The organism is Kurthia zopfii (assembly GCF_003143955.1).
In the GTDB taxonomy this organism is placed as follows: Bacteria; Bacillota; Bacilli; order Bacillales_A; family Planococcaceae; genus Kurthia; species Kurthia zopfii.
The window spans coordinates 1-16,255 of sequence record NZ_QFVS01000023.1 but is presented as its reverse complement, the minus strand read 5'-3'; the positions used below and the strand labels follow the sequence as shown (position 1 = coordinate 16,255).

Annotated in this window: 14 protein-coding genes and 1 pseudogene; 8 read left to right on the top strand and 7 right to left on the bottom strand. The window is 37.2% G+C overall.

Translation table 11 applies throughout. The annotated features are described in order from the left end of the window. The first annotated feature begins 130 nt into the window (after window positions 1-130). The 4 genes and pseudogenes from DF281_RS09270 to DF281_RS09255 form a co-directional block, all read left to right on the top strand. A complete protein-coding gene (locus tag DF281_RS09270; RefSeq protein ID WP_109349977.1) occupies window positions 131-2,443 on the top strand; it encodes a hypothetical protein in 2,313 nt (770 codons plus the stop codon). A gap of 1 nt (window position 2,444) precedes the next feature. After that, on the top strand, window positions 2,445-3,368 hold the full coding sequence (locus DF281_RS09265; RefSeq protein ID WP_109349976.1) for an ABC transporter ATP-binding protein: 924 nt from the start codon (window positions 2,445-2,447) through the stop codon (window positions 3,366-3,368). Then, the gene (locus tag DF281_RS09260; protein WP_109349975.1) at window positions 3,369-4,205 is read left to right on the top strand and encodes an ABC transporter permease; all 837 of its coding nucleotides are present in this window, start codon (window positions 3,369-3,371) and stop codon (window positions 4,203-4,205) included. It begins immediately after the preceding gene. A gap of 118 nt (window positions 4,206-4,323) precedes the next feature. Next, window positions 4,324-5,139, top strand: a pseudogene (locus tag DF281_RS09255) (IS30 family transposase); the annotation flags it as partial. A gap of 63 nt (window positions 5,140-5,202) precedes the next feature. Here DF281_RS09255 and DF281_RS09250 read toward each other — a convergent pair. The 7 genes from DF281_RS09250 to DF281_RS09220 form a co-directional block, all read right to left on the bottom strand. Further along, a complete protein-coding gene (locus DF281_RS09250; RefSeq protein WP_109349973.1) occupies window positions 5,203-6,396 on the bottom strand; it encodes an MFS transporter in 1,194 nt (397 codons plus the stop codon). 133 nt (window positions 6,397-6,529) lie between these two features. After that, entirely contained in the window at window positions 6,530-7,606 is a 1,077-nt protein-coding gene (locus DF281_RS09245; RefSeq protein ID WP_109349972.1) for an ABC transporter substrate-binding protein, read from the bottom strand. Beyond that, window positions 7,606-8,400, bottom strand: a complete 795-nt coding sequence (locus DF281_RS09240) for an ABC transporter permease (RefSeq protein WP_109349971.1) — start codon at window positions 8,398-8,400, stop codon at window positions 7,606-7,608. The genes DF281_RS09245 and DF281_RS09240 overlap by 1 nt, the downstream gene beginning before the upstream one ends. Then, a complete protein-coding gene (locus DF281_RS09235) occupies window positions 8,384-9,205 on the bottom strand; it encodes an ABC transporter permease (RefSeq protein WP_109349970.1) in 822 nt (273 codons plus the stop codon). The genes DF281_RS09240 and DF281_RS09235 overlap by 17 nt, the downstream gene beginning before the upstream one ends. Then, window positions 9,195-10,301, bottom strand: a complete 1,107-nt coding sequence (locus DF281_RS09230) for an ABC transporter ATP-binding protein (protein WP_109349969.1) — start codon at window positions 10,299-10,301, stop codon at window positions 9,195-9,197. Before DF281_RS09230 ends, DF281_RS09235 begins: the two co-directional genes overlap by 11 nt. 18 nt (window positions 10,302-10,319) lie before the next feature. Beyond that, window positions 10,320-10,862 (bottom strand): helix-turn-helix domain-containing protein, encoded by a 543-nt coding sequence (locus tag DF281_RS09225; RefSeq protein ID WP_109349968.1) that lies wholly within the window; start codon window positions 10,860-10,862, stop codon window positions 10,320-10,322. A gap of 248 nt (window positions 10,863-11,110) precedes the next feature. Further along, window positions 11,111-11,779 (bottom strand): LytR/AlgR family response regulator transcription factor, encoded by a 669-nt coding sequence (locus DF281_RS09220; protein ID WP_109349967.1) that lies wholly within the window; start codon window positions 11,777-11,779, stop codon window positions 11,111-11,113. A gap of 237 nt (window positions 11,780-12,016) precedes the next feature. On the opposite strand from DF281_RS09220, the gene aceA reads away from it, so the two are divergent. From aceA to DF281_RS09205, 4 genes are all read left to right on the top strand, one after another. Then, a complete protein-coding gene (gene aceA / locus DF281_RS09215) occupies window positions 12,017-13,294 on the top strand; it encodes an isocitrate lyase (protein WP_109349966.1) in 1,278 nt (425 codons plus the stop codon). 80 nt (window positions 13,295-13,374) lie between these two features. After that, window positions 13,375-14,970 (top strand): malate synthase A, encoded by a 1,596-nt coding sequence (aceB, locus tag DF281_RS09210; RefSeq protein ID WP_109349965.1) that lies wholly within the window; start codon window positions 13,375-13,377, stop codon window positions 14,968-14,970. A gap of 24 nt (window positions 14,971-14,994) precedes the next feature. Beyond that, the gene (locus DF281_RS14830) at window positions 14,995-15,123 is read left to right on the top strand and encodes a YhfH family protein (protein ID WP_197721260.1); all 129 of its coding nucleotides are present in this window, start codon (window positions 14,995-14,997) and stop codon (window positions 15,121-15,123) included. Window positions 15,124-15,312: 189 nt separating this feature from the next. After that, entirely contained in the window at window positions 15,313-15,972 is a 660-nt protein-coding gene (locus tag DF281_RS09205) for a potassium channel family protein (RefSeq protein ID WP_109349964.1), read from the top strand. The last annotated feature ends 283 nt before the right edge of the window (window positions 15,973-16,255 follow it).

Below are 16,255 nucleotides of genomic sequence, written 5' to 3'. Positions count from 1 at the left end.
TATAATAAGTAGGTGTTGGAGAAGTTATTTTTTGTTATTTTTGCATGGGAAGGGAAAATATAGCATAATAGTATTGGGAACTTAATGGAAATGAATACGTTACATTTGAGATTAGAAGGAGGTAATTTACATGAATAGAAAACTGACATTCGCACTTTATATCATGACATTTTGTATTGTATCAACATTATTTGGAATCAATGCAAAAGCAGCACCACAATTAGATGTGAATGTCCAAACAGGGTTAGAAGATATTCAAAAAGCCGGAAAAGCCCTACCAGTCACATTTGATATTACAAACAACGGTAGCGACTTTAATGGAACGGTATCAATTAACGCAGCATTCGATGTTGTCGGTGGAAATGCCATTACACAGAAATTAACGCTGAAAACCGGTGAATCCAAAAAAGTTCATTTTTTATTGGATGAATATGCTGAGGCGGAAGGCGACAATAGATTAACGATTTATGAAGGAGATTCTAAATCGGGTAAAAAGCTAAGTTATACAGGAAATGGAGAAGTGCCATCCTCGAAATTAGATGAAGGACAATTAGCTGTTTTTAGTTTGGACTTTCCGAAGAAAAAAGTAGATCCCATTAAGTCTGCGGTAGCGGATGATGAGCAAATGGTCTACAAAAATCTTGAAGGATTTGAAGCACCGACTGACTCAAAAGCATATGATGCCATCTCTTTAATGATGGTTCAAAGTGATGTGCTTAAAACTTGGTCAGAAGAACAGCAACAAGCGTTAGTTGGTTGGTTATATGCTGGTGGTACTCTATATATTGAAGGTGATCATTTTGTTCCGAAGAAGATCGAACAATATAAACCTTTGAAAATTGCAAAAGAAACTAAAAAAATATCGAATCAAGAAGCGAATAAATTATTTAGAACGGAACAATTGAAATTCGATTTAACGCTGAATAATAATGCATTAACAGAAAAGGCGAAAACGGTCATTGGTGATAAAGAAACAACTTTAATTGCCAAAAAGATGATTGGTAAAGGGGCAATTGTTCAAAGTAGCTTCCAGTCAGTACAGAATAATCAAGAAGTTGTTACAGAAATTATGAATAAAGTTTTCGATCAAATTGCGATGCAAGATGAAACGATGTACGGAAATTCATTTTCACAACTTGGAGATGGCACGAAAGCATTCCCTGCGTTCCACTTCTCAATCGCTACGTTATCGGCAATTATTTTCCTCTATATTTTAATTATTGGCCCCTTACTTTACTTCGTTTTAAAACGTAAAGATAAACGCGAGTATGCGTGGTGGATTATTCCAATCGGTGCAGCATTGACTGCAATTACGATTTTTGCGATTAGTTCGAAAGGTCGTTTGACGCAATCGAAGGCGCAACTTTCTTCAATTGTTCAAATTACGGATCATCAAGCGGATGCTTACTTTACGCAATCTGTCTTAACGAATACATCGGATGATTTAAAAATCGAAGCACCAAAATCAGTTTATATGACGCAAATGAAAAACTTTAGTAAAGTAACTGAAGTTGGCAAAACAGCTGTATTAGAAGAAGGTAAAGAAAATAATACTTTAAATATTTTAGATACGAGATATTGGGGTGTTACTTCGATTGCAGGTAAATATTCTGATGCTTCATTTGGAAAAATGGATATTCAAATTGGTATCCAAAAGGGCGTATTAAAAGGCACAATCAAAAATAACTTGGCACAGGATTTACATGATGTAGAGATTTGGTCTGGTTATAAAAAGTATAAAGTTGGAAACATTAAAAAAGGCGAAACTGTCAAAGTGAATCAAAAAGTGAAAGAGCAGTTTTTAGCAAAAGCTTTAGCCAAACCATCAGATGATCTATTCAAACCAAGTGAAAAAGAAGAATTAAGTAAGTATCAAAAAGAAACGATTAAACAGGCGGCATTGAATAATTTAATCTCAGGCGATCAACCAATTGTTGCGGGCTGGAGTGACGAAGAAATCATCCCACTTAGATACGATGGGCTTAAGGTGGCGCAAAGTAATCAAAACTTAATTATTCAAGATTTTGACCAAGAGTTGAAAATTGATGGGCCATTTACTGTACAAGATCAAAGTTTACAACCAGGAATTACGGACTTAACGGGTTCAGGCTATGCAGACATTATGGATGAATCATATGGCTGGATGGTTGATGAAGGTAGATATGAAATTAGTTACGCATTACCGACTAAATTCCCTGTAGACGATGTAAAATGGGCTTCGCTTCAATTTAGATATACACCTACAAGCACAACTAAAATGAAAGTTTATAATTTCAAAGATAGTAAGTATGAAAAATTAGAGAAAAAACAAACGGTGATTACGAAAAATATTGAAAATTATATTTCACAAAATGGTTCTTTATTATTCCACTTGGAAAGAAATTCTGTGGATGATCCAACCATGAGAAAACCGATGCTCCAACTGAAAGGGGCGAGTAAATAATATGATAGAGATTAAAGGATTAACGAAGAAATACGGTAGTTTTGTCGCTTTAGATCATTTAGATTTAACGGTGAATTCCGGTGTAGTATTCGGATTTGTCGGGGCGAATGGCGCAGGTAAATCTACGACATTCAGTATTTTGGCAACGTTATTAGCACCTGACGAAGGTGACGCATTGATCGATGGAAAAAGCATTCGAAAAAATTCTGCTGAAGTACGAAGAAAGATTGGTTACATGCCCGATTTCTTCGGTGTATATGATCAGTTAAAAGCAGATGAGTATTTAGAATTCTTCGCTTCAAGTTACGGTATGAGCGATGCGGATATTCAAAAACAAATTCCGAAAGTGTTGGAACTTGTGAATTTAACGGATAAGAAAAGAGAATATGTCGATGATTTATCAAGAGGTATGAAGCAGCGATTATGTTTAGCTCGAACATTAATGCATGATCCTGAAGTATTGATTCTAGATGAACCAGCCTCTGGATTAGATCCTCGTGCAAGAGTTGAAATGCGCGATGTACTTCATGCTTTGAAAGAAGTAGGAAAGACGATATTAATTTCCTCGCATATTTTACCTGAACTTGCGGAAATGTGTGATGAGATTGGTGTCATTGATCAAGGGAAGTTAATCGCACATGGTGATATTAAAGCGATTCAAAAACAATTATCGCAAGAGAAAACACTTCATATGACATTACTTGAAAATGCGGATACTCAAACGACAATGGCATTTTTAGAAAGTAAACAATTGAAGGCAGAAATAGAAGGTCAAGTTATGACAATTCAATTTGATGGCGATGAACAGGCGATGCATGCATTGTTAAAAGAAGCTTTGCAGCAAGATTTGCCGATCGTTGGCTTTGCGGAACAGAAGAAAGATTTAGAAGATGTATTCATGGCAATTACGAAAGGAGAGGATTAAATGGTGCGACTTCAAAATCCTGTACTTAAAAAGGAATTAAAGCTCCGTTTCCGCTCCTTTAAAAGTTTCTCAGCAATCATTTTCTATTTGCTGACTTTGCTTGTATTCACAGTTGGTTTCTTCCTAGTCGTAACGGATTTTAAAGGGAAGGGATTCATTGGCCCTGAAATGAATGTCGTCTTATTTACGATGTTGACGTTCGTGCAGCTGAGTCTCGTCCTATTTATGACACCTGGATTGACTGCCGGTGCAATCAGCACAGAACGTGAGAAGCAAACATTGAATATATTATTAACGACATCTCAAACGTCATGGCAAATCATTTTTGGTAAACTAACTTCTTCAATTAGTTATTTACTATTATTGCTTTTAGCAGGTATGCCAATTTCCAGTGTTGTCTTTTTATTCGGTGGAATTTCTCCGAGCGATTTTGTATTAACGTATGCATATATGATCGTCATTCTGATCGCTTTAGCGAGTATCGGTATTCTAATGTCTACGTTGATTCGTAAAACGATTGTAGCGATGATTACGACGTATGGCATCATGCTCTTTTTAACGGTCATGACAGCATTTTTCGTCTTTGTCACATTAAGTGTCCAAACGGGATTTGATGGAAGTGAGTTAGGTGGACAAAAACCATTCTCATATTTCTTTATGGCAATCAATCCACTTATTCATATGGCTTCAGTCATTTATCCTGAAGTAAGTGAATCAGCATTAACTGTAACTTCAATGGATTTACCATTATGGGTGACACATATTTCATTTTACGTAATCATTACCGTACTATGTTTATGGATTGCAACGAAAAATATTCGCGTGAATATGAAATAAATAGTTTTAGAGGAGCTTCTCATTGATGAGGAAGCTCCTTTTTTTAGTTAACGAATGCATTCCACTGACAAGTACCGCAAGCATTCTTTTAATCTTGAATATACACTTTAAGTGCAACACAAAAAGAAAATCCAATTGTGGAAGAAAGCTTCTGTTAAAGAACCCTGAATTAAAAGCGCTTGTTAAAAAACTATTTTTAAACAAGCAGTGGTCACCTGAACAGATTGCATCTCGAATTAAGTTCGAGAAATCAGCTTATAGAATTAGTTTTAATACGATTTATCGTGCAATTTACCGAGGCGATTTTAATGAAGCAAACTTAAGTCGTGGACACCGTGGGGCTATTCGAAAACTACGACACAAAGGAAAAACACGTCATACCAAAAATCATCTCGAAAAGCGTGGGAAAATTTCAGTAACGCATACGATTCATGAAAGAGCAATCGCAGCGAATAATCGTTCAACAATTGGTCACTGGGAAGCTGATACGGTAGCTGGTAAAACAGGGAAGACTTGTTTGGCAACGCTTACTGACCGAAAAACACGTTATTTAATAGTGGAGAAAATCGAGAAAAAGAAATCTATGCATGTTCGTGATTCAATCATTCAATTATTGTCTGCCTTGCCAAAAAATAAACGAAAATCCATTACACCAGACCGTGGGAAAGAATTTTCAAAGCATCGAGAAGTGACAGAGCAGTTAGATAAAATCCCATTTTACTTCGCTGATCCACACGCCCCATGGCAACGAGGAACAGATGAAAATACAAATGGCCTGCTTCGAGAATACTTTCCGAAGACAGAAGATATGAACTCATGCACAAAAGATTATATTGAAACCTGTATGGAGAAACTAAATAAACGTCCACGTAAGTGCTTAGGTTGGAAAACACCTTATGAACTCTTCTTTGGCAAGGCGTTGCGTTTAATTTGACAATTCAAAATGCAAAAAAAAGCGAGCCTTATTTCATCATTGAAATAGGGTTCGCTTAATTAGTTAGTCGTCTATACTTTTAAAAGATGTTGTAGTTCGTTTTTGCCATAAATAAGTGAGGAAGAAACTGAAGATTAATACAGTTGCCCCTACGTAAAATGGAGCGGACATATTCCAATCGAATAATGTTCCTGCGATTGCTGGACCGATCATATTCCCTAAAGACATATAGGCGTTATTCATACCAGAAGCAAATCCTTGTTCTTTGCCAGCTGTGTAAGAAATAAGTGTATTAACTGCAGGGCGTATGACAGTTGTAGCTGTTTGGAAAATAGTAGCGACAACTAAAATTAAGAAGAATCCAGAAATGTAAATCATACAAATACTGAAGATTCCTGCGATTATTAAGCTGAAAAGAATGACGCGCATTTCGCCAAATCGCTTGAAAATCTTATCTAAGAATAATGATTGAATAATAACTCCTACGAATCCACCGACCGTTAAAATGATCGCAATATTATTCGGTGTAAATTGGAATTTGTATGTTAGGAACATCGACAGCGATGCTTGGAAATTGGCGATGCCGAAAGTGAAAATGAAGACAACTAATAATAGAACAAAGTAGGGTGTTTTAAAGGAAGTGCGCATATCTTTAATGACATTCCCACTGCCTATACCTTTTGCTTTATCTTTTAGTACCGGTTTTGTTGCAGGGAGGAAGAATAAAGTAAGAATTGCTGCGAAAATTGCTGCGCCTCCAGCTGCATAGAATGGGAAGTGAAGATTGACATTGGATAATAAACCACCGATCCCTGGACCAATCATAAAGCCTAGTGAGATGGATGCACCAATTTGCCCCATAGCTTTCCCGCGTTGCTTGCCAGTCGTAATATCAGCTACGTAAGCCATCACAGGAGTAATAATGAACGCAGAGCCGACGCCTGTAAGGAAGCGGAATATGTATAGTTCAAATAGATGAGTGGCCATACCGAATAAAATCATAAAGACACCATTCATTACTAAGCCAAAAATAATGAGGTTTTTTCGTCCAAGTCGATCGGACATCGTACCTGCCAAAGGTGAGAAAATAAATTGAGCAAGGGCGATACTGGCAATTAAGAAGCCTAAAACTGCTCCTTCACCACCAAAGGTTTTTAAATATTGAGGCATGATGGGAATTATTAAGCCGATTCCGCTCATCGATATAAACATATTGAACATTAAGATCAATAATGCGAATTTAAATTTCTTTTCCATTGAAAGTCTCCTCTATCTAACTGTTTCGTCTATCTAAATAATAGAGATTCTCAACTACATTATCAAGATTTATGTTTCTTGGAATAGAAAAAACAGTTTCAAGCGATAAAATGCTTGAAACTGTTTTAGGCGTTTAGCGGATCGACATTTTGAATTTTAAGAAGAATTCATTGTATTCGCCGATTTTTTCTAAACCAAGGTTTTTATACACATGAAGATTTTCACGTGTTTCTTTCGATGGATAGTAACGTTCATCATTGACCATTTCTGGATCTAAAAGTTTTAATGCGGCTTTATTCGGAGTAGAGTAGCCAACATAATCCGCGTTTTGAGCTGCATTTTTTGGATCTAACATGAAGTTAATAAACTCATGTGCTACATCCACATTTTTAGATGTTTTCGGAATGACCATATTATCGAACCATAAGTTAGAACCTTCGCTCGGTACAGAGTAAGTTAATGATTCATTTTCAGACATCATATCTGCTGCTTGACCAGACCAAGTTAAGGCAACCATCGCATCTTCATTGATCATTAATTGTGTTACTTCATCACCGATAATGGCTTTGACGTTTGGAGCCATTTTGATCAGTTTATCAGTAGCTGCTTTTAATTCGTTCGTTTTAATCGAGTTCAATGATTTGCCCATACTATTTAGACCAACACCCATTACTTCACGAGCGCTGTCGACTAAGACAACTTTGCCTTTTAGAGAAGGATCCCATAAATCATCCCATTTGTCGAAATCATATCCTTTTCCAAGTAATTTCGGGTTGTAAACAATACCTACAGTACCCCAGAAATACGGAATCGAATATTCATTTTTCAAGTCGAATGGTAAATCTAAAAAGTCATCATCGATGTTTTCTAAATTCGGGATTTTTTTATGATCAATTTTTAATAATAGATGTTTTTCTTTCATTTGCTCGATTGTATATTCTGAAGGAACAGCGATGTCATAATTCGTACCGCCTTGTTCAATCTTCGTCATCATCGCTTCATTCGAGTCAAATGTTTCGTATACAACATGAATACCGGTTTCTTTCTCAAATTTTTTCAGTAGAGAAGGGTCGATGTATTCACCCCAGTTATAAACGGTAAGCACTTTTTTATTTGAACCGCCCGATGACTTGTTCAATGCATGTGCAGTATAGAAAAGTAAAGCACATACAGCGAGTAAAGCAACTGTAATTCGGATGAGTGATTTCATTATTTACGCACCCCCACTTTCGTTTTACGGATTGAGATGAAGTGATAGCCTAGTACGAGAATAATCGTTACAAAGAATACTAAACCTGAAATCGCATTGACCGTTAATGACACACCTGCGCGAGCCATTGAATAAATCTCAACTGACAGCGTACTGAATCCGTTCCCAGTGACGAAGAATGTTACTGCGAAATCATCAAGTGAGTAAGTTAGTGCCATGAAGAAACCGGCGAAAATCCCTGGTTTAATATAAGGGATGATAACGCGTGTTAAAATATCACGTTTCGAAGCACCAAGATCTCTAGCGGCGTCGATTAAAGAATTATTCATTTCCTGCAGTTTTGGCAACACCATAATGACAACAATTGGAATACTGAATGCAATATGTCCAAGTAATACAGATGTGAAGCCAAGTTTGATGCCGACCATCGTGAATAGGATTAAGAATGAAGCACCGATGATAACATCAGGACTTACGATTAATACATTATTCATAGAAAGCATCGTGTTACGTAATTTACGGTTGCGCATTGACGCAATCCCAATGGCACCAAGCGTACCGATAATTGTAGAAAATAATGCCGAAAGAAGCGCGACAATAATCGTATTAATAAGAATGATTAAAAGGCGATCATCTTCAAATACAGCTTTGTAATGATCTAATGTAAATGATTCGAAGTTCACCATTGAATCTCCACTATTGAATGAGTAGAAGATTAGGAAGAAAATCGGTGCATATAAAATGATCATGACGAAGGCTAAATAAAATTTAGCACCTTTACTTATTCTTTCCATATTGCGCATCTCCTTTCTCTTTAGAACCTGTTAAGAACATGATAATGAACATAATGATGATTAGGAATACCGCAATTGTTGAACCCATTCCCCAGTTTTGTGTTACGAGGAATTGTTGTTCGATCGCTGTACCTAATGTAATCACTTTGTTCCCTGCGATTAGGCGTGTAATCATGAACAGAGAAAGGGCAGGAATGAATACAGCTTGAATCCCTGCTTTAATACCATTCATCGTCATTGGAATAATGACACGACGGAATGTTGTAATGCGTGATGCACCTAAATCTTTTGCGGCATCCATAAGAGCTGGATTCAATTTATCTAATGAGTTGAAAATCGGTAAAATCATAAACGGAATGAAAATATAAACCGATACGAAAATGAAACTGAAATCTGTGAATAAGATTTGCTGATTGCCGAGGCCGATTTTTTCGAAAAATGCATTGATTGGACCTTTGTTACCGAAAATCCCGATAAATGCATATGTTTTTAATAATAAGTTAATCCAAGATGGAATGATGATTAGGATTAGCCATAAGTTTTTATGTTTTAGTCGCGTAATTAAATAAGCGGCTGGATATGAAATTAATAGTGAAAATACAGTAATCAGGAATGCGTACCAGAATGAACTTAATGTCATTTTTAAATAGACGCTTGTGAAGAACTGTTTATAGTTAGCGAATGTGAAATTACCATCTAAATCAAGTAAAGAATAGTAGCCAACTAATAAAATAGGTGCAATAACGAACAGAATAATCCAAGCATAATAGGGGATGAGTGAAAATACACTACCCTTATTTTTCATCAGATTCTGCTCCGTATGATTCAAGACGTTTATCGAAATCTTCTTCCGTTTCATTTAAACGCATGATGTGAATTGCTTCTGGATCAAAGTCTAAGCCGATTTTTGCACCAACATCTGCTTGCTTCAATGAGTGTACAAGCCACTCGTTACCAGCTTCATCATAAGTTGAAAGCTCGTAGTGAACGCCACGGAATAATTGAGAATCTACTGTTACGACAAGTTTGCCTTTTTCAACAGAAGTTAATTCTAAATCTTCAGGACGTACAACAACGTCTACTTTTTCATTTGGATTTAGACCTTGGTCGACACATTCGAACTCTTGTCCGTTCATGCTCACGACAAAGTCACGCACCATAATTCCAGAAATAATATTCGATTCTCCAATGAAATCCGCAACGAAACGGTTGATTGGTTCATCATAAATATCTACCGGTGTACCACTTTGTTGAATATTTCCTTCATTTAAAACGAAGATTTCATCACTCATCGCTAACGCTTCCTCTTGGTCATGCGTTACGAAGATGAATGTTTTACCTAGTCGTTGTTGAAGCTCACGTAATTCGTATTGCATTTCAGTACGTAGTTTTAAATCTAGTGCTGATAATGGTTCATCTAGAAGAATGATTTCTGGATCATTGACGATGGCACGAGCAATTGCGACACGTTGACGTTGACCGCCAGACATTTCTGGAATTTCTCGCACGCCATATCCAGCTAGATTGACGAATTTCAATGCTTCTTCAACGCGTTGTTTAATTTCTGCTTCCGCAACTTTTTGGATGCGTAAACCGAAAGCGACGTTTTCAAAAACGTTTAAATGTGGAAATAATGCATAGTCTTGAAAGACCGTATTTACTTGTCGTTCATTGGCAGGTACTTTATTGATCTTCTTACCATTGAAGAAAATATCTCCTTCAGTTGGTTCCATAAAACCTGCTATTAATCGTAAAATGGTCGTTTTACCACAACCAGATGGACCTAATAGTGTATAAAACTTACCTCTTTCAAGCTCAAAGCTGACATCCTTCAATACCTGTGTGCCATCACTGTATGATTTCGACACATTTTCAAAGGAAATAATCGTATTTTCTGACATGGTGCTGGGCCTCCTAAGCTACAAATATGATTCTGTTGCGACTAATAGTAGTTGGGTTCTCCCTGCAAATGTATTAAAGATTTGGTGTGAATCAGTTGCTTCGAAATAAGCAGCGTTCCCCGCAGTAGCAGTGAACTCGTCTTTTCCTAATTGAATGCGAATGCAACCTTCCAGTACGTAAATAAAAGTTTCAGAGGGGGATGGTTCAAATTGTTTGAACTCCCCGTGTTCCTCGAATGTTAAAACGACTGGTTCAATCTCTTTTTCATTTGAAGTAGGGATGAGCCATTGGATTTTATAACGTTTTTCTTCATCTGTATAAATCGTTTGATCCTCTGGCGTGTAGACAACTTTTTGGTCGTCAATGTCATCATCGAAAAATTCTTTCGGCGTTGAGCCGAGAACTTCTAATAAATTGAATAAAGTTTCAATGGAAGGGGAATTCAGGTCACGCTCTAATTGAGAGATATAACCCTTTGTTAAATCTGTTCTTTCGCCTAACTCCTCTTGTGTGAGTTCCTTCCTTAGACGTAAGCGTTTGATCTTCTTGCCGATTTGCATAATCCTGCTCCTCGATGAAGTTTAGTTAAAGTAAACTTCTTGTTTTGTTAAAACTGATTAAGTAGTTGTTAAAGTAAACTTAAAGTTTACTCAAACGATACTTATTATTACAAAGTCTATGAAAAAATTCAACCTTTTTTACTGAATTTCTTCAATAATAAATAGTTAGAAGTTCAGAGAGTTATAATTTTCGACATCAAATAAAAAAATCTGCACCAATACTGGCACAGATTCACGAACGATCGCTATTAAAATTCAAGTGTTTTACGGACATTCGCAACATAGGATTGGGATACGGGAAGTTGTTGGCCACACTTCATGATGATGCATAAATTAGAAGCGAAATCACGTGTTATTTTAGAAATATTCCGAATATTGATGATGTAAGAGCGATGAATTCGGATGAAGTTCTCTGGAAGTCTGCAAGCTAAGTCTTTCATCGTCAATGATATTTGATAAGGCTGCTGCTGTTGGTAACACCAATTTTTCTTATTTAAGCTTTCGAAAAATGATACTTCTTCTATTGGAATGGGCTGCCACTCATCTTCATTTCGGCCTGTCACAAATTGAAGTGTTTTCGGTGATACAGAATTCATTGTTGGCAGGATCACGATTAATGCGCCTTTTTTATCTTGAATCGTAATCGGATAACCAATACCGCGATAGTCTGTGTCATTAAAAGGACTATGAATAACTTTTTCAATTTTGCGAGCGCTTTCATATACGGCATGTGCAATGCTTGATTCAACAACTTTATGTCCATCTCGAATACCGATATCGATAATTTTATGGTCATAATAAATATAATCACTTTCTAATGCGATGGCGATTGTCGCGTCATGTGGCATCCAATCATTTAATAGAGAAGCGTACTGTACTATAACATCATTGCCTAAATTACTGTAAATTGACTCCATTGATTACTCATCCTCCTAGATTTCAAGTGAATTCATCGCTAAATAGCTTGTTCTGTCCTAGAAAAATACCTTTTCATCCAAAAATCAATACAATTATCATCTGTTGTTATACAGTAGTTTATAACAACGATAGCTGTTATGCAACAACTAACTGGAAGATTCATACTTTATTTATCTAATATACAGTTTTGTTATCGTTTTTACTACTACTAATTATGCTAAGGGAGATGGATGGAAATGACACAAAAACAAATTCAAGCTTTAGAACAAAAATGGGCTCAAGACGGACGTTGGTTAGGAATTGAGCGACCATATAGCGCTGAAGAAGTATTCAAGTTACGTGGCTCAATCGAAATCGAACATACACTTGCAAAAAGAGGGGCAGCTCGACTTTGGAAATCTTTACACGAAGAAGATTTCATCAATGCGTTGGGTGCTTTAACAGGTAACCAAGCGATGCAACAAGTAAAAGCGGGTTTACAAGCAATCTACTTAAGTGGATGGCAAGTAGCAGCGGATGCGAATATTTCAGGTCAAATGTATCCCGACCAATCTTTATACCCAGCAAATTCAGTTCCCCAAGTAGTAAAACGAATTAACCAAGCTTTACAACGTGCGGATCAAATCGATCATGCTGAAGGTCGCAACGATGGATTTGACTGGTTCGCGCCAATCGTAGCAGATGCCGAAGCAGGTTTCGGTGGTCCTCTAAACGTATTCGAACTGATCAAAGGAATGGTAGAAGCAGGAGCGGCTGGTATTCACTTAGAAGATCAACTAGCTTCAGAGAAAAAATGTGGTCACTTAGGTGGTAAAGTTCTACTTCCTACACAAAATGCCATTCGTAACTTAATCGCAGCTCGCTTAGCAGCAGATGTACAAGGTGTAGATACAATTATTATCGCTCGTACAGATGCAGATGCAGCAGATATGGTTACTTCAGACATCGATCCAGCAGATGCAGAATTCCTAACAGGTGAGCGTACACCAGAAGGATTCTTCAAATCTCGCCCAGGTATCGATCAAGCGATTGCTCGTGGATTAGCATACGCTCCATACGCTGACTTAGTATGGTGTGAAACGTCAAAACCATCATTAGATGAAGCACGTAAATTCGCGGATGCTATTCATGCTAAATTCCCAGGGAAAATGCTAGCATACAACTGCTCACCTTCATTCAACTGGGAAGCGAATCTTGATCAAGAAACAATTGCTCAATACCAAGTTGAGTTAGGTAAAATGGGTTATAAATTCCAATTCGTAACATTAGCTGGATTCCATGCATTAAACCACAGCATGTTCAAACTAGCGAATGACTACCGTGATCACGGTATGGTTGCTTACTCGAAACTGCAACAAGAAGAATTTGCAGATGAGTCAATCGGTTACACAGCTACGAAACACCAACGTGAAGTAGGTACAGGTTATTTTGATGAAGTGTCACAGGTTATTTCAGGCGGAACTTCTTCTACAACAGCAATGAAAGGTTCAACTGAAACGGCACAATTCATTTAAATAGTAGGGGAGCTGTAGAGATTTCCTAGTAAATCGCTTACAACTACAGCTCTAATCCTATAAGAAGGGTGAGGAATGGAATGCAACAAACTTCTGCTACAATCAAAATTTTAGGCGAGCAAAATGCGACGACAAAAGACATTTTAACGTCAGATGCTTTGCAATTCATCGCCACATTACATCAGAAATTTAATGAACGACGATTAGAACTTTTGGAAGCACGTCAACAGCGCCAACATGAATTGGATCATGGAGGTACGCTAGATTTCTTAGAAGAAACTGCGGTAGTTCGTGCAGGTGATTGGACAATTGCACCTTTACCGGAAGATTTGCAAGATCGTCGTGTTGAAATAACAGGTCCTGTCGATCGTAAAATGGTCATCAATGCGTTGAATTCTGGTGCTAAAATGTTCATGGCTTGTTTTGAAGATGCCACTTCGCCAACTTGGGCAAATATGATTGAAGGTCAAAGAAATATGCGAGATGCAATCGCTAAAACCATCTCATTTGAAAATCCTTCAAATGGTAAGAAGTATCAATTAAATGAGGAAACAGCTACTTTATTAGTTCGTCCTCGTGGTTTACACATGAATGAAAAACATGTGGAAATTGACGGCGATCAAGTGTCTGGAAGTTTCTTCGACTTTGGCTTATATTTCTTCCATAATGCGAAAGCAGCACTTGATGTAGGGACTGGACCATACTTTTATTTACCAAAGCTTGAAAGTTATTTAGAAGCGCGCCTATGGAATGATGTATTCATTTTTGCACAAGATGCTTTAAATATTCCTCAAGGGACGATTAAAGCAACAGTGTTGATTGAGACAATACCAGCAGCTTTCCAAATGGATGAAATTTTATATGAACTACGGGACCATTCAGCGGGTCTGAATTGTGGGCGTTGGGATTATATTTTCAGCTATATTAAACGACTGCGCAATAAGGGGGATGTCATTTTACCAGACCGTGGTCAAGTAACGATGACATCGCCATTTATGAAAGCGTATTCGACACTCTGCATCAAAACTTGTCATAAGCGAAATGCTCCAGCAATGGGCGGCATGGCAGCACAAATTCCAATTAAAAATGATGTTGAGGCGAATGAAGCGGCTTTCCAAAAAGTACGTGATGATAAGCGTAGGGAAGCGATGGACGGGCATGATGGTACTTGGGTTGCACATCCAGATTTAGTAGCTGTTGCACTAGAACAGTTTGATGAGCATATGCCAACTCCAAACCAAATTCATAAAAAACGAGAAGATGTGAATGTGACATCGGCTGACTTATTAGAAGTTCCGATTGGATCAATTACGGAAGACGGTTTACGTGTGAATTGTAGCGTTGGCGTGCAGTACATCGCATCATGGCTACGTGGAAATGGGGCAGCACCGATCAATCATTTAATGGAAGATGCGGCAACTGCAGAAATTTCACGTACGCAAATTTGGCAATGGATTCGTCATAAAGATGGCAAATTAATTGATGGCACAGATATTACAGTTGAATTATTTAATGAGATTTTAATAGACGAGCTGAGCAAGTTAGAGGAAGCTTTCGGAGCTGAGCAATACTCAGCGAGTAAAGTAAGTGAAGCGTCAGAAATCTTTAAAAACTTAATTTTACAAGATGATTTTGAAGAATTTTTAACGACTTCTAGTTATAAAAAACTAGCATAAAAAAACACATTGGAGGAGATCTACATGCAAAACCAAAATAATCAAGCTGACCAAAAACTATGTCGCGAGTGCGGTACAATCATTAAAGAGCAAGTTGAATCAACTCTTTATGAATGTGAAAAATGTATGGGTACTTGCGATCATAATGAATAAGCAATAAACTACGAATTTTTTGTGGGCTACGCCCCACCAACGAAGCCTGCTAATAAACGACTCCTATAAAATATGAAAGAGAGACTGCTTTGACATGGCAGTCTCTTTTGCTGTATATATTGAGGTTTTGAGATTTTTTGATAGAATAGGAGTAAGTGGATGAAACAGTAAGAATCGGAGGAGTTTTGAATGAAAAAAGAATTCGTTGTCATCGGCCTAGGTCGTTTCGGTGGAAGTATAGTAAATGAATTAGTACACCAAGGTGCAGATGTTATGGCAATCGACAAATTTGCAGAGCGAGTAAATGAGTTTTCTCAAATTGCGACGCAAGCAGTAATGGCAGATACGACAGACGAAACCGTTCTTAAACAATTAGGCATTCGAAATTTCGACCATGTAATTGTCGCAATCGGTGATGATATTCAATCGAGTATTTTAACGACGCTAATGTTAAAAGAAATCGGTGTTCAAAAAATCACTGTAAAAGCGCAAAATGATTATCATGAAAAAGTACTTCGTAAAATCGGTGCGGATCATGTTGTTCACCCTGAGCGTGATATGGGTATTCGAATTGCCAATAATATGATGTCTAATAATGTCTTGGATTATTTAGAACTATCGGATGAACATTCAATTATGGAGATCAAAGCGAATCATTTATTAGCGGGGCATTCGATTATTGATTTAGATATTCGTGTCCGTTACGGCATTAACATTGTTGCGATTAAACGTGGCAATGAAATTAATGTATCACCATCACCAGATGAGCCGATTCACGAAGGCGATATTTTAATTGTTATTGGAGCAGATGTAGATATTAATCGTTTTGAAAAGAAAATGTTCAATTAAGTATTATAGAAAATCAACTGAAGCGAGAACGTATGTCATATTTTGACGTATGTTCTCGTTTGTTTATTGGTATTGATTTTCAGAAATAACGAATGCTTCCGACGACAAGTGGCGCACTATTTCTTTCAATGGAGAAGATTGTGAAATGACAAAAAAGGCTCTGTGTCAAATGTTGGGGTGAATGAAATTGGATTTTCAATTTCATTCACCTTTTTTTAATTCAGCCCAGATGTAAACCAACCTTCTTATACTTGATTGCTAATAGTATTTTGGCTCTAAATCG